This is a genomic window from Metamycoplasma equirhinis (genome assembly GCF_006385185.1).
GTDB classification, from domain to species: Bacteria; Bacillota_I; Bacilli_A; order Mycoplasmatales; family Metamycoplasmataceae; genus Metamycoplasma; species Metamycoplasma equirhinis.
Map to the genome: position 1 here is coordinate 57674 of NZ_VFIX01000003.1, position 21315 is coordinate 78988.

The window sequence follows — 21315 nt, forward strand, 5'->3', positions numbered from 1 at the left end:
ATTTAATGTTATAAATAATAAAAATATTTAATTAGTTATTTTATTGGATAATATACATCTTCATCGAAAAATTTGTGAATTGACTTTTCAAAAGTCTCATCAGATCCTCATCGACCTGTGCCACTATAATCACGAATTTGTTTATATTCATCTATAACCATTTTATAGTCGTTTTGTATCTCATCCCTATTATTTCATGCATTTTGTCACACTTTAGTGTAATCATTTGGGAATCTACTATATTTATTTAGGAAAAGATTGTTAACTAAATCTTGTAGTTTTACAATTCCGGTTGGAGCACCATTAGGTTTCTTTTTAGATGCATCTCTAACAAGTTGGCATAAGGAATATACATCTCCAAAGGAATCATTAGAATAAATTATTCGTGTTATTAACATTGTTTGCACAATTGGTCCAATATCAACCAAATTAGATTTAATTTCAAAAGTTTGTTCCATCATATGCGAGTTCATAATAGAATCGTAAAAATATGCTTTTACATTTCAAATACTTGATCATTCGATTATTACATTATGAGTATTTAAATTTTTATCCATTCTTAAATTAGCTTTATTTAAAGCAAATTCTGTATTAGGGCCGTCACCGCCGATTAAATTGCGTGCAAATTTACGAACTTCATTTCTATGATATGTAAATTTGTCTTGGAAAAAATATCAAAACAAATCATCGTCATTTCAACTTTTAGCTTGCTTAAATTTATTTATATTTAAGTGACCACTAAAAAGAGTGGTGCTATATTTAGTATCATATTTAATCATATTGTTAATAAAATCTTCTTGCGTAAAATCCAGTTTATAATGAGTTTTAAATCATTCAGGGCCAGTTAAACAATTTCCCTCAATTAAGCTTAAATTACCAGTGTCTTGAATTTCAACATTATTGTAGTAATATCTTACACGTATTAACAACTTACCAGTAATATCATTTGCATCTTGAATTTCATATTTTAGTGCGAATTTAGAATTTCCAACCGAATGTAATTTATCGTTTTTTACGGTTATGTTTCCTTTTTCGTTATCACGATTTTTTCAAATTGCACTAGCTAAACTTTGAATCTGAGAATTAGAATTTTTATATAAAAATCTTGATTCATTATGAATTTTCTTTACCGCATTAGTTTTATTTTTCTCCATTAACGCTGTGAAATCAAATTCTCATTCATAGAAAGTAAATCGATCAGTAACATTACCTGTTCCGTTATTATATGTAATTTCATAGTGGAATACAATTTTTAATTTATTTGAGGAGTGAGTAACGCTATTAATTGTTATTCGTTCGCCCTTATGTCCTTCATTGGCTTTGAATTTAAAGTTACAGATATTTTGGAAATTAGCTAATTTATCGCCTGAATTTATTTTAAGCGATAGTCAATCATAGTCAAATACATCTTTATAAAAATTGTTTTCTTTTATTTGATATTGAAAACTACTATTAATTAGTGCCGAATCTCTAATCACAGTCCTATATCCTGCGCCACTTCTATCTTGAGCTGAAATGGAAATACCGGGTTGTGATTTTAGTGATAATTCATATTCTACATGTAAAAAACCATCTTTATCATTAGGTATTATTCTATTTATTTTTATGTCATATTTTGAATTATCAAAATGATTATTAGATAAATGTCTAGGCTTTAACAAATTAGAAGTTACATTACTTGCAAAAGTTTGGCTTTTATTAGTTCCATTATAATCAAAAACAATGTGTTCGGCATACTTAATTAAATCAATTTGATTAAGTATTTTGTTAACTATTGCTTCATAGTCTTCTTTTAAGTGTTTATCTCAAATGTTTTGATAATCATTTATATTATTAACAAAAGGTTTATCAAATAATTCTTTGATTAATTGAATATATTTATCTTTAATATTTTGATATTTTGAATCAGAAAAATTGTTAGACAATAACTCTTCTTTTTCTTTTACTAATTTTTGAAGTGATTCAATATATTCAACTTGTTTTTTGTAAGGAGAATCATAATAGTTTTTAATTTCATCAATTTTTGATTTATAAGTATTAAAGTTATTTTCATTTTCTTCAAAATTTGAGCTATTATCGTATTTTAAGGAATAAATTTTATTGAATAAAATATCGTTAGCTTCGCTATATAATTTGGTTCTTTTTACATAAAAACCAGTATTTCCTGTTAATTCATATTCTTTATTTAAAATACTAAATTTACTTTCATCTGCAGCAAATATATGATAGTAGTAATATGCATCATTTACTAATGATTTCAGTTTGTAATCTAAAAGAGTTTGTTTCTCTTTTTCATATTCTTTGCTAATTTCTTTTAATTTATTTTCTATATTAGCAATTTCATCATTTTCAAAATCAATTTGATTGTTTTGAAGCGTTTGTTCAAGTTTAGTTTTATCTTGAATTAATTTTGTATTGCTATTTTGAATTTCACTAACTTTTAAACTAGAATTTCCTGATGATTTATTGATTTTATCTTTATCAGAAGTAATATTAGAAATTTGTTTTTCTTGATATTGTTTTTGATTATCAAAATCATTTGCCAATTTAGGAATTTCAGTTTTAATATTGTCAAATTCTTCACGGAATTTTTTATATTTTGCATCCAATTCTTTTGCTTCATTAAGAATTTGATTCATTTTATTTTTATTTGTTTTATTAGCTTCTAATTCTTGCAATTTTTTAGCTTTTTCTTTATTGCTAATATTGGTTAAATTATTGATTTGTTGTTTGATTGAATTGTAGGTTTCTAAATTTTCTTTTATTGTTTTAGCTTTTTCTTTAGCCGCTAAAACATCATTTTTCAATTTGTTTGCTTCACTTGTTTTATAGTTAGCAGTGTTACATCTTCCCATTAATTCATCAACTTTTGATTCTAATTGTTCTAATTTACTAATCAAATCACTTATTTCAACTAATGTAGCCGTATCAATAATTTTTGGAGTCAGTTTTCCCAATTCGTCTGCCAGTCTTGCTAAATCAATATCAATTGATTGTTTCCCTGATTCAACGTGTGATTTTACTTTTTTATATACGTTATTAGCATTATCAATGCTATTTTTTAGACCTTTAAAATCTTGTGATAATTCGTTATATTTATCTTTATTTGAATTATAAAATTTTTGAGCGTTTTCTATTTTAGAAGCAATTTGATCTAATAGAGAAGATAAGTCTTGCAATGGCAATTTGCCAACGCCATCTTCTAATTCTTTTGATTTGTTGTTTAATTCTTCAATATGTTTTTCAATTTCGGTTTTTAGTTTTTGAATGTTCGTTGATTTGTTTTGTGAGTTTTTAGCTTCAGCCTTAGCAACAATTTCATCAATTTTTTGCTTGTTTTCAGCTTTGTTAACTTCATTTATGAATTGAGTTTTTTCTTCAACTTTTAAATCGCTTAATTTCTCAATTTTTTCAATAGCGTTTGCTTTTTCTTTAGCTAATTCTAAAGTAGCATTAGCATTAGCTATAGCTTCGCTTAAATTCTTTTTGGGTTCTATTAAATTGCCATCAGTTTCAATTTGCACTTTATCTTTCAACTCATTAGCTTTTACTAATTCTTTTTCAAGTTTTTCAATTTGATTTTTTAGAGCGCCAGAAGTTGAAAATTGACCTTTTGTAGCATTTTCAACATTATTTAAATTTGTGATTTGATCCTGAATTTTTTTAACAAGCTCTTGAATTCTTTCTCGTTCAGTTTGTTTTGCTTGTTTTAGCAATTCTTCAAATTCTTGAATCTCAGTATCAATTTTGTTGGCAATAGCATCAATATCGCCCTTTTTAGCAGCATATCCCTTTTGCGATTCAAGTTCTTTTGCTTTATCTGCTAATTCTTTAATTTCTCTTAGATCGTTTAGCGCTTGTTCTAAACTAGGAATTTTTTTATCGACTTTTGCTTTATCAATAGAGTTTCTTTTTTCTGTTTCTTTATTTTTCGCTGCATTGAACGCATCTTCAACAGCTTTTTTATTTTCTGAAAGTTTTTGTCTCAATTGATTTAATTCAGTAGTTGTTCCATCAGTTAAATCTTTCAATTCTTTTAATTTGCCGCTAACATCTGGCCGTTTTGCTAATGGGTTTTCAAATTTATTTTTCTCATTGTGGAAAGTGATTCCATCACTATTAGCATTATTTAAATCACTAATTAATGTTTCTAGCTCATCAATTTTTTCTTTTTTATCAGTTGTAATTAATGCCTTTTTGTCGCCAATGTTTTTTATTTTTTCTTCAATCTCTTCAATTAATTTTTCAGCTTGTTTATTTTCGCCTTCAAGATTATTTTTTGCAGATGTTACTTTTTCAATAGCTTCGTTAATTTTATTAATTAATTTGTCAGATTCAGTTACGTATTTACTATATTTATTCGTGGTTGCTAAATTTTTAGCTTCAGTTGCCTTGGTTTTAGCATCTTCTAGGTCGGTAATTAATTTTGTTAAATCTCCAACAGATTTGCCGTTCAAATTTTCAGATTGAGTTAATAAAGGCGATGCAATATTGTTGGCTTCATTGTATTTTTCTTCAGTTGCAGTTTTTTTACTACTTAAATCTGCATTTTTTGCATTGTAAGTTTGAGTGGATTCATTTAATAAATCATTTAATTTATTCAATTTTTGATTTATATCGTTATTATTTCTATTTTCTTGTGTGTTTAAATTGGTATAACTTGTTCTTGTATCATTGATTAATTTTTCAAATGGTGATAATTTATCATTTAATTCATCTACTCCATCCAACGCTTTAACGCTATCGTTGTTTTGAGTTAATTCATTAATCAATTTGTCTAATTCTTCAGAAGTTTTATCATTTAATTTAGAAATTATATCTTTTAATTTTTTATCGATTTCCTTAGATTTTTCTTCTGCATCTTTTTTAGCTCTATCATAGCCATTTTTACCGGCATCTTCAGCAATTTTATCCAATTCTTCTTTAGAATCATCCAATTTTTTCTTAGCATCATCCAATTTTTGTTTATCATTGCCTGCTGCATCAGCTTCATTTATTGCTTTATCAGCTTTCTCTTTGGCGTTTTCCAATTCTTTTTCTAATTTTTTCTTAGTTTCATTATTTTTATCTTCTAAGTCTTTTTTAAATGCTTGATATGTGTCTAGTTCTACTTTTAAATCATGTAATGCTTTTTGCAATTCAGGTATTTTTGTATTTTCAGGTTTATTGTGTTCTATGTAGGTATTATTAGCAAGGCCATATTGAGTTTGCAGATCTTGCAACGCCTTTTCTAATTTGTCAACATTATCTTTATTATTTGTAGCTTCTTGTTTAGCGTGCTTAAGGTCATTAGTTGCTTTTTCAAGCGCTTCTTTAACTTTTTTGATACGATCTGTTTCTGAATTTAATTCATCAGTAACATTTTTTAATTGCTCATTAACTTTTGCCAATTCATCAGTAACTTGATTTGTGCCAGCAGAATATTTTTCTTGTTCAGTTTCTTTTTGAAGCTCTTTTAAATCATTAACTAAAGTTTCTAATTTATCTTTTGAAGCTTCTAATTTGGTTTTATCTTTTTCTTTTATAGCGATATCTGCAGTTTCTGATTCTGTTTCAACTTTTCGTTTAATAGCATTAATTTTATTATCTAAATCTTGCTTTTTAGCATTAATTTCGTCTTGCTTGTCTCTTGAAAGTTGTTTAGCTTCAGTTAATTTTGAATTAAAATCTTCTCATTCAGTTTTCGCATTAGTTAACTTATCTTTCTCAGTAACTTGGCTAATTAATTTATCGGCTTCAGTAATAGCATCATTTAAATCTTTTAACGCCTCAGTTTTTTTATCTAATCCTTGCGCGTTATTTAAAGCGCTAGATTTATCTTGCAAGTCTTGTTTTGCTTTATTTAGATCTTCCTTGAGCTTTTTAATTCTTTGTTTTTCTGCTTCTTGCGCATTTTCTAAATCTTGTTTTTTAGCTCTTGCAGCAACTAATTTTTCATTAATTTTGGTTATCAGCGCTTCAACGGTAGTTTGTAAAGCGGTATATTTAATATCTTTAGTTTTAGCTAAAAGCGCATTTGCTGAATTTAAATTTTCTTCTAATTTTCCAATAGCTTCAGTAACTTTGTCTAATTTATCTGTATTATTATCAAATAACAAAATGTTTGCATCAACATCTTGTTTTAATGTTTCATATTCTTGATCTGCTGCTTTACGTTCAGCTTCAATATCTTGTTTTTGTTTTAAGATTGCATTTTGTTTTTCTTCTGCTTCTGTAATTTTTGAAACCAAATTATTAAATTCGCCTTGATATTTGTCTTTATTTCCTTCAGTTTCTGTTTTTACATCAGTTGCGGATTTTAATGCATTAGTAATTGTGGTTATCGCTTCTTCTGTTTTTTCTAAATCATGTTTATTTGCAATTTGAGTAGTTTCATCCACTTTATTAATTGCGGTGTCTAGAACGCTAATAACATTCGCAATTTTTTGCTTAATTTGATTAATATTGTCAGCTTCAGCTTTTTTGATTTTTTCTTCAAGTTTTTGCTTTTCAGTTTGTGCTTCCGCTAGCTTATCTTTTAGAGTTTGGTCACTCACGCCAGCATCATCTGCTTGCTTATTAGCTTTATTTCCTTTTTCAATTGCTTCATCTAATTGTTTTTGCTTTTCTTTTAAATCATCTAATTTGTTAGGATCAACATTTTTAGCATCACCAATTGCTTTATTTAGTTTTTGTTTAGCTTCCTCAACTGCTTTTTTAGCATCATCTTCAGCTTTATTAATATTTTTTAGAGCTTCTTCAGCTGCTTTTGATTTATTTTTAGCATCAGTTATTTTTGAATTTAAATCTATTTTTTCCGATTCTAGTTTTCCTTCATCTTTTATTTTTTCTAGTAATTCTTCAGCTTTTTGGATTTCTTTATCTAATTCCTTTTTAGTTAAATCAATATTGTTTTTATTTTTATCTTTAATAGCTTCATCAACTTTACCAATTTTTTCATTTAAATCTTCAATTTGTTTCTTAATTTCTTCTTTTGTTTTAGCAATTTCTTTTTCTTTGTTTTCAACTTTTGTTTTTTGCGCTTCTATTTCAGCTTTAGCAGTTTCTAATTCAGCTAATTTATCTTCACATTTCTTTTTATTTTCAGCATCATTTGCAGTTTCAGAATCTTGTTTTGCTTTTTCTAATTCAGATTTGGCTTTAGAAATTTGTTCTAAAACAGAAGATAATTTATCTTTATCTTCACTATTTTTATTTTGATTTGCTTCTTTGATTGCTTCATTAGCATTTGATATCGCATCAGCAACTTTTTTATCAAGTTCATTTTTTGCTTGTTTTAAAGCATCTAATTTTTGTTGTGAACTTTGCGCTTGATTTTTAGCGTCTTCTAGTGTTTTAGCAAAGGCGTTATACTCATCTTTAAATGAATCTTTTGATTTATCATCTTTAACTTCATTATTAAGTGATTCGCCATCATTAATTGCTTTAGTTAATTCACTTAATGCATTTTCTAGGTCGGTAATTGATTCTTTTGTTTTGATATTATTAGTTTTTGATTCTAGATCTTGTTTTTGATTATTTAACTTAGTTTTTATCTCGCTTATTCTAGTATTTTCAGCGTCTTTTCGGTTTTTAGCATCAGTTAAAATTTCGGCAGCTTTTTCAAGTGCTTTTTTTAGTGTATCTGCTTCATCAGTTAATTTGGCTTGATTTAATTTTGGCTGTAAATCTTGGCCTTTTGATATTTTTGCTTCTAATTCTGCGATTGCTTTGTTTAAATCATTTAAACTTTGAGCATTTTGAGCATCTTCGCCAGCTTTTTTAAGTTCTTCAAGCAATTCTTTTAGTTCATTTTTTAATTCTGAATCTTTTGCTTTCTTTTCTTCAATACGCTTATTAAGTTTTTTAGATTCTTCTTCTAAACGTTGGATTTGCGATTCAATTTTTGCTTTAGCTTCAGGTTCATTTAATTTATTAGCTTCTTTAGCAGCTTCACTGGCAACATCTTTTAATGTGTCAATTTGCTTTTTGGCTTCTTCTAGTTCTTCAACAGTTTGAGCATCTTCGCCTTTTTTAATTGCTTTATCAACTTTATCTTTTAATTCTTCAGCAAATTTTTTAATTGCTTCTTTTTGCGCAGCTTCATCTTGCTTACTAATTTTATCTTTTAGAATTTGAATTTCAGCCTTTGCATCATTAATTGCACCATCTAATTTATTGATAATGTCATTTAAATCGAAAATTTTTGCCTTGGTTTTAATTTCCTCAGCAGCAGCAGATAATTCTTCAAGTTCTTTGATTGAAGCTTTAAATTCAGGAATTATTGTTCCCTTTTCAGCACGTTCAATTGCTTCTTTAATTTGACGAATAATTGTTTCAGCACGTTTTTCAACTTTACTTTTATCTTTTAAAAGTCCATCTAATTTAGATTGTGCAGATGCGATTGCTTCTTTAGCTTTTTCAATTGTTTCAGCTAGTCTTTTTCTATCATCTTGAAGAAGTTTTTGCTTTTCAAGATACTCTGCCAAAGCCTTAATACTTTTATCTAAAATTGGAAAAGCATCTTCACCAATTTTAATTCCGTCCTTTAAATAGTTAATTAAAACATTATAGTCTTGGATGCTTAAATCTTTTTTAGCTTCATTAATTCCCTTATTTAGGTTTTCAATAATTTTTTCGATATATTTTCTTATCTTTTTAAATTCTTCTTCAACTTTAGCATCATGCGCGCCAAATTCTTTTTGATCTTCTTTTGAAATGCCAAAATCGATAAACGTTGTTTTATCTTTAGGTTTATCTAATTTATTTTTACCTTTTAAATATAGCGCTGTAGCGATTGCTGCAGAAGCAAGCAAAGCTGTAGCTACTGATCCGACAATGATTGCAGTTTTTTTCTTATTAGAATTCATATTACCTCTTAATACTTAAATAATAATTATTTAAGATGCTCAATTTTAGATCGAGCATACAAAAACCATTACATTGTAGGCGTTTTTTTTTTTTTTTTTTGAAAATGGTTAGCTAGCGCCTTACTTTTGCATAAAAAAACACGAAAATGGGCTTTTTTCGTGTAATAAAACGCATCTTTTTCTAGTTTTAATAAAAAAATAATTCCAAAATATTAATTTGCTGATTTAATTCAAAGTTTTAATCAATTTTGAATGGATAACAACATGATTCGAATCAATAAATTAGATTTATTTTATTTTACAATTAGATCCACAGATAAATATTAAGGTACAAGGAATTTCAAGATTCTTTTTAAATGATTGTCGCGTTGAGATAATTAGCGAAAATCAAATTAACATTACATTTCGTAAATTTAATATTGATTATTATTCATTACTCAAAAAAATTAATGAATATAAAAATCTAAAAATTGTTACAATTAATTTATTTATTTGAAAAAGTTTTTGAAGCATTTCATATAGAAATAAAAATAGTTCATACGTAAATTGCAAAATTAATAATATTTGAGCTTGGCAAAATCTAAATATAACATCGTAATTTTTTTATTGTTTTAATGCTTAACAAATTTAATTTGATATAAAGCGGATAAAGAGGCTTTATATTTTTTTATAAAATTTGATCTTAAAGTATAAGTTGTTAAATTTATAAGCGCCATTATAAAAAAACCAATTCATAGATAAGGAGCAATATCACTAATTTCTTTGACTCTAGTTAGATGCGTTGCTTCACCTAATTTTGAAGCGCCATAAAGACCATAAGTAATAAAGTTCCTAGTCAATTTTTCGAGTTCAAAACCTAAAAATGTAATTAAATCTCTTTTAATACTTGGCATTATAAAATTTTTAAAAATTGCAAATTTATTATAACCCTTATTTATTAATATATTTACCTTATTTTGAGAAATTTTATTTATTGAAGAGTCTAAATTTTTGCTAAGCGAACTAGCACCATGAATTGCAAAAGCGATTACAAATGGTGCATAAAAATTAACAAATAATGTTGATATTAATATAAAAATACTAACAGTTGGAATTGCTCTAATTAATGAATTTTCAAATTTACCTATTGCCACTATTTTGTTTTTGAAAAGTTGTTTGCTTGCAATAAATAATTTAGCATAAGCGATTAAATACAATGTAGCCATTGATAAATAAAGTAAACAAGCGAATTGCAAAATCATTTCCGCAACGCCATTGCTAAAACTTCAATTTACTGCCTTTCAGTTAGCAGCAAAAAAATCATGCATATAACTAAATCCCTGGCCAAAATAAATTGTTTCTTTAGAAACGGAATAAATTCCTATAGCAAACAAGATCATAATTAATAAAATAATCAAAACGGCTAAAGTTTTTTTAAAAGCTGAATTTTTATTGTATTTTTTTAAATTAGGCTCCTTAGTTTTAGAAATAAAAAAGATCTGTTTAATTCCATAATTAATCAATTCTAAAACAAAAATAAAAATTGTCAATATTAATAGTGGAATTAAGAGTTCGGAGTAATTAATATTAGTTTCGTTAGGATATATTAATAGTCCTATTCCTAAAAATCCAAATTCAAATAATATAGCTGATCAGCGTAAATTAGACTCAAAGGCATATAAAACATAATTAATTATTTTTGCCTTAATTTGAGGTAAAATTTCGATTCAAAACGCCTTTAATTTTGTTGTTTTCGCCTTTAGCAAATGATAGAAAATTGTAAAATTGGAGTTTTCTATTATTTGCGAAAAATATTCATGTAATCAAAGTCATGTGAATCAACTAAAAATAGCGGCAATTGCAAGCGTTTTATCAAATGATATTTTAAATAAGTAAATAAAAAATAGTTCAGGAACTAGACGCAAAAAAATAACAAATATTTTAGCTACTATCGCCACATATTTTTTGTTCATTTTATAATTTGAAAGATATGAACTTAGTAATGAAAAAATTAAACCAAATATGGTACCTAAAAATACAACTTTTATACTAGTTCATAAAAATTTTAACGATGTAGTGAAAAGATTAGTACCATATTTTTGACTCTGTAAACTAGGCGAAAAAAAACTTTTTAAATTTTGGCCTAATAACCTTAGTCCATTGTTTGAAAAACCGAAATCAATATAATAGATAGAAAAAACAAAAAATGCAATCAGTAAAATTGCAATTATGCTTTTTCAATAAATATTAATTGGGCCTTTATGTCTTATGTTTTGTGTTGAAACACTTTCGTTAAAAAATTTGTCTTTAATTGAAAAATTATTCATAGAGATTAAATCTTAAATAAATTCTCATATGGCTCAATAACTTCTTTTTCGAAATTTGTAATTATTTTATATCCGTTAAAACCCACTGAGGGGCCATAACTATCTTTACCATTTTTTCAAATTTCGAAAAACGCTTTTGCTAATAAATCTCTTTGAGTTTTGTTAAAAGTCTTATTAGACGTTACAAAAACATTATATTTAATTGCTTCTGTAACGGTTAGAAAATTGATCTTAACATTTGTGTCTTCTGGCGTATAGTATTTAGTTTTCTTATCATGTTTTTCATTAAATGTATAAGCAAAAGAGCCTAATTCATCGAAAACAATATGGTATTTTTTATAAGCACCCTTAGCAATATCTCTTGCTTTTCCGGAAATGTATTTTTCGCCATGCTTTAATCTGTCTTTATCAAAAGATTCGAATTTATTTCCTTCAAGGTTAAAATGTTTCTTAAATAAAGCTTCTTGGGCAATATATTTTGAACCACTACCTTTGTTTCCAATAATTATTCCAAAATCTCTAAATTTATTTCAATTTTTATTTTCTCAAGCTTTCTTAATTTCTTTTAGTTCTAAATCAGTTCCCTGAATCATAATTAATCCGCGATAATAATCAACATTTTCATTTTTATTTGCATAAAATTTTTCGTAAATGATACCATTTCATCCATATTCATTTTTTTCTCATAAATTATATGGTTTTTGCAAAAACTCTGCCTCAGCAGTTTTTGCAATATTAATTAATTGATCATTTTTTCCATCTTGATATTTCGCTTGAAAATTGTTCAAATCGAATTTAAAGCCACGGGTTAAAGTTTGAATAATTGGCGTTAAATCTTTTTTATAATTTTGACTATTAAATAAAGTTGTAGTTAAAACACCAAAATCGCTATTTCCCTTTAACATTTCTTTGCCGATATTAGCATTGTCGGGTTCAAATTTAACCGCAATATTTTTTTTATACGAATTATTTAATTGTTTAATTTGACTCTTTAATTCGTTTTTCTTTTCAACATCATTAGTTAATGTTAATTTTTCATTAATTTCCTTAATTAACTCCGCAATTTTATTATTATAATCATTAAAAACAAAACTAAAAAACTCACCATTTTCTTCTGTGAATCATGGCTTATTAACAGATATATTTGTCATCTTTTTGCAAGCCATTGCGCTTAGGCTAGATAAGGCAATAGCCAAGGTGGCAGTAGTTGTTAAATATAATAATTTTCGTTTTGACATTTTTTCTCCAAGGCGCGTTTAAAGCAAATTCTATTGTAAAATTACTAACTTTAATAAACATAGTATATTAATGCCATAAATTATAAACTAAAACTATCAATATTCACTATAATATTTAAGTGTATAAAAGCTTGCAAACGAGGTATTTATGAAATATCAAGTCGGTAAAATAATTAAGGCAAAAGTTATTAAGGTTTGAAAAAATACAATTAATTTGTTAACCAAAGATAACGTCAAATGTTTTTTAAACATTAATGAGGTTAGCGACTATTATGTTGGCAACCTAAATTTGATGTTTAAAAATGGACAAATAAAAGAAGTACAAATAATTGAATTGATGGGCGGCGGCGCATTAGTCGTATCATTTAAGCGTATTCATCCTAAAGAACTACGAAATCCATTTACTTTTAAATTAGAAAAAGAAACGGCTAAATTTGATGCACTTTTAGATTTTACAAACAAAGGAATAAATTATGGGAAATAGTAATCGAATTTTTGTAGATACTTCTTTTGCGTTAAAAGAAGGAACAATTGATAAATATGAAGAAGAAGTATTACGTATTCAAAAACTAATTAGTTCAAAAAATGCCATTGGACATCAAAATTTAGGTTTTTTAAACGTGTATGCTAATACCGTGAACAAGGAAATAAATAGCATTCGCAAAATAAAGGATTGATTAATAGCGGAAAATATTGAATTCCTTGTCACGATTGCACCGCAACACATTTGTTTGCAGGCGGAAAGTTTAATTGAATATCTTTATGGAAGAGCATATTACAGCAGTAATCACCCTGTCAAGGTAATTTTTGTTAATGAATGCATAAATAGTCGCGAAATAGCACATTTAGCTAAGTTTTTAGAAACTAAAAATTTTGCAATAAATGTTATTTCGCATAGCGGCGAGTCAATTGAAACTCTATTAATTTTTAGAGAATTAAAAGCAATATTGCATAAATTGTTAGGCAAAGCAACAGCGAAAAAATATATTTTTATTACGACAAATAATAATTACGGAAAATTGTTTAATGAGGCAAGAGTAAATAATTATCGTCAATTTGTTTTACTTGATAATTCAACAGAAAAATTTTTGAATTATTCAGCAGCTATTTTATTTCCTTTGGCTTGTGCCGGGATTGATATTGAAAAGTATTTATCTGGCGCACTTATGGCAAACAATTATTATGCTAAAACACCGTTGAAAAAAAATCCTGCATATCAATATGCAGTCTCGCGATACATTCTTTCAAAAAATAATTTCAATTTAGAAAATCTTAATGTGTTTTCAGCGGCCAATTTCAAACTCGCAAGACTATATCAAATGTATTTGGGCGAAACTACACTAAAAGCAAACGGCGGAATTTATGTTGTTTCAAATTTACAACCGGCTGACAACAAGTCTTTTTCGGAAAATAATACAGCATCACCTTTTAAGATGTTTGATACGACAATTATTATTGAAACACCACGCATTGATTATAAAATTTCAGCATTTGAAGATGATGATGAAGGTTTAAATAGTTACGCCAAATTAACATACAATACAATTGAAAAAGCCGCAATAAAAACTATGATTGAAAATCACGTTTTAACATATAAAATCCCAAATATTAAAATCACAATAACAGATGATTCAAATGAAGAAACGTTGGGATGAATTATTGCGTTTATACATCACGCTTCAATAATGTCAGCTTACTTGCGTGATGTAAACCCATTTATTAATCAAGGTGTTGAATCGTACAACACAAATTTATTAAAAAATCTTACTGAATTAATTGGAGGTAATAATGACTAAAATAGGTATAGTTGGAGTTGGAGCAGTAGGAAGTTCTTATCTTTATGCTTCATTAAATAAAAATATTGAGGCTGATTACATTTTGATTGATGCTTTTACTAATTTTGCCGACGCTCAAGCAAAAGACTTGAATGACGCAGCTTGTTCGATGATCTTTAATGGCTCAACATTCAAAGCTGGTACATATAATGACTTAAGCGATGCTGATATTATTGTTATTACTGCGTCAATTAAACCTAAAGAAGGGGTTTTAAAAGATCGATTAGAATTGTTAACCGATAATGCAAAACTTATTAAAGAAATTAGTGAAAAAATTAAAAAATCTGGTTTTAAAGGAATCACAATAATTGCTTCGAATCCTGTGGATATAATGACCAGCGTTTACCAACAAGTTACAAAATTTGATCCTACTAAAGTAATAAGTTCTGGAACAATTTTAGAAACTGCCAGAATGAAAAAATTTCTCTCAGAAAAAATTAAAGTTAAGGCTAGTTCAATTACAGGGTTTGTTATTGGCGAACATGGTGCGCGTTGCTTAATTCCATTTTCGAAAATGAGAATAGGGCTTGGTTCATTAAAGGATTGACTTGCTAACGATACTATTACAATTGAATGGCTTCATAATTTAAATCAAAAAGTAAAAGATGAGGCATTTGAAATAATTTCAGGTAAAGGGATTACTAATTTTGGAATAGGCGAAAATTTAGCGATTGTTACTCAATCAATTTTAAATGATAGACAATCAATTTTTTCACTAGGTGTGCGCTTGCCAAAAGAATACAAACATTATGGAATTTATTTTGGTTTGCCAGTAATTATTGGCAAAAATGGTTATAGACATTTACCAAAAATACGTTTAGAAGAAGATGAACAAAAAATGTTTGACGAATATTCAGGCGAAATTAAAAAAACACTTATTGAAGTCTTAAATCATTTAAATATAACTCCTGATTTTGATTAATATGAACGCAATAAAATTTGAAAACGTAAATGCTAAATATAAAAATTCACACGAATTAGTTTTGAAGAATGCCAATTTAACAATTGAAGAAGGCGAAATGATTGCAATAATAGGTTTGTCTGGAGCAGGCAAAACTACTATTTTTAATAGCATTTTGCGACAACTTGATATTGTCACGGGCCAAATTTTAGTAAATGAAAAAAACATTTTAGATTATTCAAAAAAGCAATGAAAGAGAACCCTAAAAACAATTGGTTATCTAAGTCAAAGTCCCAACTTAATTGAAGATTTAAATGTTTATGAAAACATATTGCTTTTTTATTCTAAATATAAAAATATATTGTGTAGTTTATTTAAGCATTTAACTAAAACGCAGCGAAAAGAAGTTTTCTCTATTTTAGGCGAATTAGATTTATTTGAAAAAGCATTCACTAAAGTTTCAGAATTAAGTGGTGGACAAAAACAACGAGTGGAAATAGCCAAACTATTACTAGAGGAAGTATCAATAATTTTAGCTGATGAACCTACTTCTAATCTAGACATTAAAACTGCAATGGATGTTCTGGAAATTTTGAAACAAATAAATAAAAAATACAATAAAACAATTATTATAAATATTCATGATTTAACATTATTAAAAAAATATTTTAATAATTTTATCTTTGTAAAAGATGGACAAATAATTTGCCGTGATAGTGTGCAAAATTTAACTGCAAAGCGAAAAAAAGAATTATTTACTTTGTAATTTATAAGGGCCTTTAATGATGGCTCTTTTTATTTTAAGAAATAAAACTTTCAGCACAATATCAACAATTAAGTTTCTATTCGTTTTAACGTAAATAAAAATATGTTAAAATAATCATTAATTAAATTAAGTTGAAAGGAATATAGATATATGGAAAAATCAAGCCATGAGCGGAGTTATTGTATAAATGCATTTATCTATATTAATGCTTACTTTTAATTTCGCTTTCCTTATATTTTAAATGAAGGGAGCAATATGACAAAGGAAACTCAATCACTAACCAAAATTGAACGTAAAAAACAAATAATAAAATCGCGTTTAGAATTAGCTGCTAAATCAAATGCCTTAGATGTATTAAATAATTACAATTCAACAAGTCGGGGAATTTCTAATACTAATATTATTGAAGAAAATCGCCAAGAATATGGAATTAATAAGATATCCAAAAAAGGTGCCGACAATGTTGGAAAAAGATTAGTAAGATCGTTTTTTAATCTATTTAATATTATCTTGATTGTTCTGTCAGTAATTTCATTAATTATTGATGTTATTTTACCATTGCATAATTCTGCCAAATATGGCGAAGCTAATTATGCTACCATGATAATAATTTTAACAATGGTTTTATTAAGTAGCATTATTCATTTTGTTCAAGAGCAAAAAAGTGCCTCTAGTGCTAATAAGTTAATCGAAATTATTGAAACCACTTGTTTAGTTGAAAGAAATGGAATTTTAAAAGAAATTCCTATGGATGAAATTGTTGTTGGTGATATAGTTCACTTAGCGGCAGGCGACATCATTCCTGGTGACGTTAGAATTTTGCATGCTAAGGACTTATTTGTTTCACAATCATCTTTAACAGGTGAAAGTGAACCTATTGAAAAATATGCAAATATTAATGAAAATGGCACATACGACAATATTACCGATTATCATAATTTAGCATTTATGGGTTCTAATATTATTTCAGGATCAGCCAAAGCAGTTGTGATTGTAACTGGAAATGATACATACATCGGACAAGTTGCTTCGAAAGTAAATGAGAAACAAGTTCCCACAAGTTTTGAAAAAGGAATTAAAAAAGTTTCAATAATGTTGACAGTTATTATGGCTATTATAATCCCTATTGTATTTTTGATAATAGGCTTAACTAAACAAAACTCATGAGTTGAAGCACTTTTATTTGCAATGTCAATAGCGGTTGGACTAACTCCTGAAATGCTACCAATGATTGTTACTGCTTGTTTATCAAAGGGCTCAATAGCAATGGGAAAAGCTAAAACGATTGTAAAAAATTTAAATTCAATTCAAAATTTTGGCTCAATGGATATTTTGTGCACTGATAAAACTGGAACATTAACGCAAGATGAAGTTATTTTGGAACGGCACTTAGATGTTAATGGTACAGAAGATTCACATGTTTTGAAATATGCTTTTTTGAATTCATATTATCAAACTGGGCTCAAAAACCTGTTAGATAAGTCAATAATTAAACGTACATTAGATTTGGCTGATGAGGATAAAACACTAGATAATTTGGAACTACATTATGAAAAGCTAGATGAAGTGCCTTTTGATTTTAAACGTAAAAGAATGTCTGTTTTAGTTAAACATTTAGCCAAAGAAAAAACTACACTGATAACTAAAGGCGCTGTTGAAGAAATTGTTAATATTTGTAGCAAAATTTATTTAGATGGTAAAGTTATTCCATTAGATAGAAAGATCGTTAGAAAAGTTTTAAATAAAGTTGAAGAATTTGGTGAAGAAGGCATGAGAGTTATTGCTATTGCATCAAGAAAAATGTCTATCGATGCTGTGGGAAAAATTTCTGTTGATGACGAACAAAATATGACTTTAATTGGCTATTTAACATTTTTAGATCCTCCAAAGGATTCAGCTGAATTAGCTATTCAAAAACTTCATAATTTAGGTGTTGAAGTTAAAATCTTAACCGGCGATAATCCACTTGTAACGCGTGCAGTCTGTGCTAAAGTGGGTATTACTTATAATCGTATTTTGTTGGGCAAAGATATTGATAAACTTAACGAAGAAGAATTAGCTCAGGAAGTTGAAAAAACTCAAATATTCGCTAAATTAAGTCCTGATCAAAAAGCTAAGATTATTACGGCTTTGCGCAAAAATGGCCATGTTGTTGGGTATATGGGCGACGGAATAAATGATGCGCCTGCTATGAAGGTGGCTGATGTTTCAATTTCAGTTGATACAGCAGTTGATATTGCAAAAGAATCAGCTAACATTATTTTGCTTGAAAAAGATTTAAATGTTTTAGCGACTGGTATTATTGAAGGCCGTAAAACTCACGCAAATATTAACAAATATGTCAAAATGACGGTTTCATCAAATTTTGGAAACACATTTAGTATTTTATTAGCTGCTATTTTACTTCCTTTTGTTCCGCTTGCAGCTGTGCAAATTGTGTTTTTAAATTTAATTTATGACTTTTGTTGTGGTGCTATTCCCTGAGATAATGTGGATAAAGAATTCATTCAAAAACCAAGAAAATGAGAACACAAATCAATTTTTAAATTTATGCTTTGATTTGGTCCAATTAGTTCCGTTGTTGATATATTAACATTTATGATTTTGTTTTATGTATTTATTCCATCAATTTTTGGAATGCAATACAAACAAATAACAGAAGCGAACGTTCAGGTTCAGATTGAATTTAAACAAATGTTTTGAACAGGGTGATTAGTTGTGTCAATGTGAACACAAACAATAATAATTCATTTTTTAAGAACAAATAAAATTCCAATTATTAAATCTAATGCATCTACTGCAATTATTATCGCAACATTAACTGGAACAGCTATTGTTACAAGTATTCAATATGTTCCCAAGATAAATAATTACTTACAACTAAGACCATTGCCACCATTATTTTATGCGTGACTTGCATTATTTATTTTTATTTATATATTTTTAGTAGAACTTACAAAATTGATTTACAAGAAACGGTACCACCAATTTTTATAAAGAAAAAACAAAGAACTATAAATTTATGAAAATTAGACTTAATATTAGTCTTTTTTTTATATAACGCAAATGATCAATTTAAATATTAGAGGTAAAAATTATGTCTAGTTTTCTTTTTTATTTTTTTCTTGCTGTTTCTGTTTATTTAGACTCTTTTAAAGGCCCTAAGAACAAAAAAATTTCAAAATTAAAAAAGCAATTTATTGAAAATTCAAAAGTGTTCCCTTGTAGCACATTATCTTTAAACATAAAAGCATATATGCTAAATAATATATTAAAAGACAATCCAGATTATATTGATGAAAAGTCGTATGATCATTTTGAATTGTTAATAAATTATTTAAGTAACAACAAAAATACTAAAAAGATTGATATTTGAAAAAAAAGAAGCCGAAAAATGAAAAACGTTTGTGGATTATCTTTTGAATTATTATTATTATTATTATTTGTTAGATTTAAAAGAGATTGAATTAGATTTATCTAAATGTTTATATTTAATCAATAACATAATTTGCTATTGCACTTTATTAAAAAGGTGACTTGTTATATATACTTTGCGATCATTTTTAATTATTCAATTTGCAAAATTTGATTAGATTTCTGATACAGAAAAAATTTTTACTCTTCAAATAAGTAAATTCAATACTTTAAATTATGGTAATAATTTTTAGTAGTATCAATTTTTGTGTTAAATTAAGCATAAAAAGACTAAACTATATATAATTAATTAAAAATTAAAGATAAAGAGGGTTAAATGGCTAAAGAACAAGATAACATTGTAATATTTGGAATGGACAATTCCGAAAAATTAACTGCTGAAATAGGAAAATTTTTGAAAAGAGATGTTTTGCCAGTACAAAAAATTGTTTTTGCTGATGGTGAGAACCTAGTATACTCTGATACAACGGTTAGAAATAAAACTGTATTTGTAATTTGCAATACATCTAAACCCGTTAATGACAATTTAATGAGTTTATTAATATTTATTGACTCGTTAAAACGTGCAAGCGCTAAAAGAATAATTTGTGTAATGACATACTATGGTTATGCACGGCAAGATCGAAAAGCTAGTGGCAGGCAACCAATAACTGCAAAATTAGTTGCTGATTTATTAGAAACTGCTGGGGTTAATAAAGTGATCACTATCGACTTACATAATCCTTCAATTCAAGGTTTTTTTGATATACCGGTTGATGATTTAAGGGGTCAATTTATATTTTCTAATGAATTAAGAAATCGCACTGATAAATTTGTTATTGTTTCACCTGATCACGGCGGTGCAGTTAGAGCTAGACAACTTTCAGAGTTGCTAAAAAACGACGAGCAAATCGCGATTATCGATAAACGTAGAACAGGACCAAATGTATCTGAAATTATGGGTGTTTTAGGCAATGTCGAAAATAAAAATGTTGTAATTTATGATGACATTATCGATACCGGTGGCACAATAATCCATGCAGCTGAAACTTTGAAAAAACAAGGCGCTAAAAAAGTTATCATTGCCGCAACTCACGGACTATTTTCAAGAGGGTTTGAAATGTTTGAAAATAATCCAATTATTGATGAAGTGATCATTACAAATTCTATTGATCACTCATATTTATCGAAATTTTCTAAAATTAAAGAATTATCAATGGCAAAATTTTTGGGTCTTGTTATACAAGCGAATATCAATAATAGTTCAATAGCGGAAATATACGATGCTTATAGCCAAGGAAACATTTAACATTCTTGATGAATATTTTTATGAATTAACACCTAAAAATAAGGAAGAAATTTATAAATATTATTCACTAATAGAAACCGAAAACCAAAAATATAATCTAACAGGTTTTTATAATGAAAATCTTTTAAAAGAAGGAATTATTGAATCAATTTTAATATTTAAGGAGATTCAAAATTCCATTTTTGATTTTAACCGTTCTAGCGAAATCTTAGATATAGGATCTGGTGCCGGCTTTCCAATTTTGCCTTATTTTATTATTAATCCTAATTTTAATTTAACAATTTATGAACCAATGACTAAACGTGTTAATTTTTTAAATAAAGTAATTCAAAACTTAAACTTAAAAAATATAATCGTAAAGCAAATTCGCGCCGAAGATTCTAGTGAATTTGAAAAATTTGATTTTATTAGTGCTAGAGCAGTTAGCGAACTGAAAAATTTAATTGAAATTTCACATAAACTCGGAAAAAATAATGCAACATTTTGCTTTTTGAAGTCACAAAATTATTATCAAGAAATTAACAATGCAAATTGAATAAAAAATAAGTTAAATATTGATTTTAAAATTGTAAATTTACCGGTTTTTTTTAATATAAATAATACTCTTGTTTATTATCAAAAAAAATCAAAAACGCCGCATGATATTCCACGAAAATGAGCAACAATAATAAAAGATAATTTGAAAAAATAAAACCGA

The 21315-nt window shown here is 27.2% G+C and carries 11 protein-coding genes; 8 read left to right on the forward strand and 3 right to left on the reverse strand.

Features of this window, described 5'->3' with window-relative positions:
- Positions 1–35 precede the first annotated feature (35 nt).
- The 3 genes from FJM08_RS07580 to cypl form a co-directional block, all read right to left on the reverse strand.
- Positions 36–8849, reverse strand: a complete 8814-nt coding sequence (locus FJM08_RS07580; RefSeq protein WP_140031417.1) for a hypothetical protein — start codon at positions 8847–8849, stop codon at positions 36–38.
- Positions 8850–9460: 611 nt separating this feature from the next.
- Positions 9461–11155 (reverse strand): PhnE/PtxC family ABC transporter permease, encoded by a 1695-nt coding sequence (locus tag FJM08_RS07585; protein WP_140031418.1) that lies wholly within the window; start codon positions 11153–11155, stop codon positions 9461–9463.
- Positions 11156–11160: 5 nt separating this feature from the next.
- The gene (cypl, locus tag FJM08_RS01355; protein WP_140031419.1) at positions 11161–12393 is read right to left on the reverse strand and encodes an ABC transporter thiamine pyrophosphate-binding lipoprotein p37/Cypl; all 1233 of its coding nucleotides are present in this window, start codon (positions 12391–12393) and stop codon (positions 11161–11163) included.
- A 148-nt stretch (positions 12394–12541) separates the two neighbouring features.
- On the opposite strand from cypl, the gene FJM08_RS01360 reads away from it, so the two are divergent.
- The 8 genes from FJM08_RS01360 (at position 12542) to rsmG (ending at position 21309) form a co-directional block, all read left to right on the forward strand.
- The gene (locus FJM08_RS01360; protein WP_140031420.1) at positions 12542–12877 is read left to right on the forward strand and encodes a S1 domain-containing protein; all 336 of its coding nucleotides are present in this window, start codon (positions 12542–12544) and stop codon (positions 12875–12877) included.
- Complete coding sequence (locus tag FJM08_RS01365; RefSeq protein WP_140031421.1) at positions 12867–14189, forward strand: glucose-6-phosphate isomerase; 1323 nt, start codon at positions 12867–12869, stop codon at positions 14187–14189. Before FJM08_RS01360 ends, FJM08_RS01365 begins: the two co-directional genes overlap by 11 nt.
- Positions 14182–15150: a lactate/malate family dehydrogenase gene (locus FJM08_RS07590; RefSeq protein WP_140031422.1), complete on the forward strand. Its 969-nt coding sequence runs from the start codon at positions 14182–14184 to the stop codon at positions 15148–15150. Before FJM08_RS01365 ends, FJM08_RS07590 begins: the two co-directional genes overlap by 8 nt.
- A 1-nt stretch (position 15151) precedes the next feature.
- Positions 15152–15895: a phosphonate ABC transporter ATP-binding protein gene (locus tag FJM08_RS01375; protein ID WP_140031423.1), complete on the forward strand. Its 744-nt coding sequence runs from the start codon at positions 15152–15154 to the stop codon at positions 15893–15895.
- 255 nt (positions 15896–16150) lie between these two features.
- Positions 16151–18892, forward strand: a complete 2742-nt coding sequence (mgtA, locus tag FJM08_RS07595) for a magnesium-translocating P-type ATPase (RefSeq protein WP_140031424.1) — start codon at positions 16151–16153, stop codon at positions 18890–18892.
- A 100-nt stretch (positions 18893–18992) separates the two neighbouring features.
- A complete protein-coding gene (locus tag FJM08_RS01385; protein ID WP_140031425.1) occupies positions 18993–19376 on the forward strand; it encodes a hypothetical protein in 384 nt (127 codons plus the stop codon).
- Between the two features lie 270 nt (positions 19377–19646).
- Positions 19647–20618: a ribose-phosphate pyrophosphokinase gene (locus tag FJM08_RS01390; RefSeq protein WP_140031426.1), complete on the forward strand. Its 972-nt coding sequence runs from the start codon at positions 19647–19649 to the stop codon at positions 20616–20618.
- On the forward strand, positions 20593–21309 hold the full coding sequence (rsmG, locus tag FJM08_RS01395; RefSeq protein WP_140031427.1) for a 16S rRNA (guanine(527)-N(7))-methyltransferase RsmG: 717 nt from the start codon (positions 20593–20595) through the stop codon (positions 21307–21309). The genes FJM08_RS01390 and rsmG overlap by 26 nt, the downstream gene beginning before the upstream one ends.
- Positions 21310–21315: the final 6 nt, after the last annotated feature.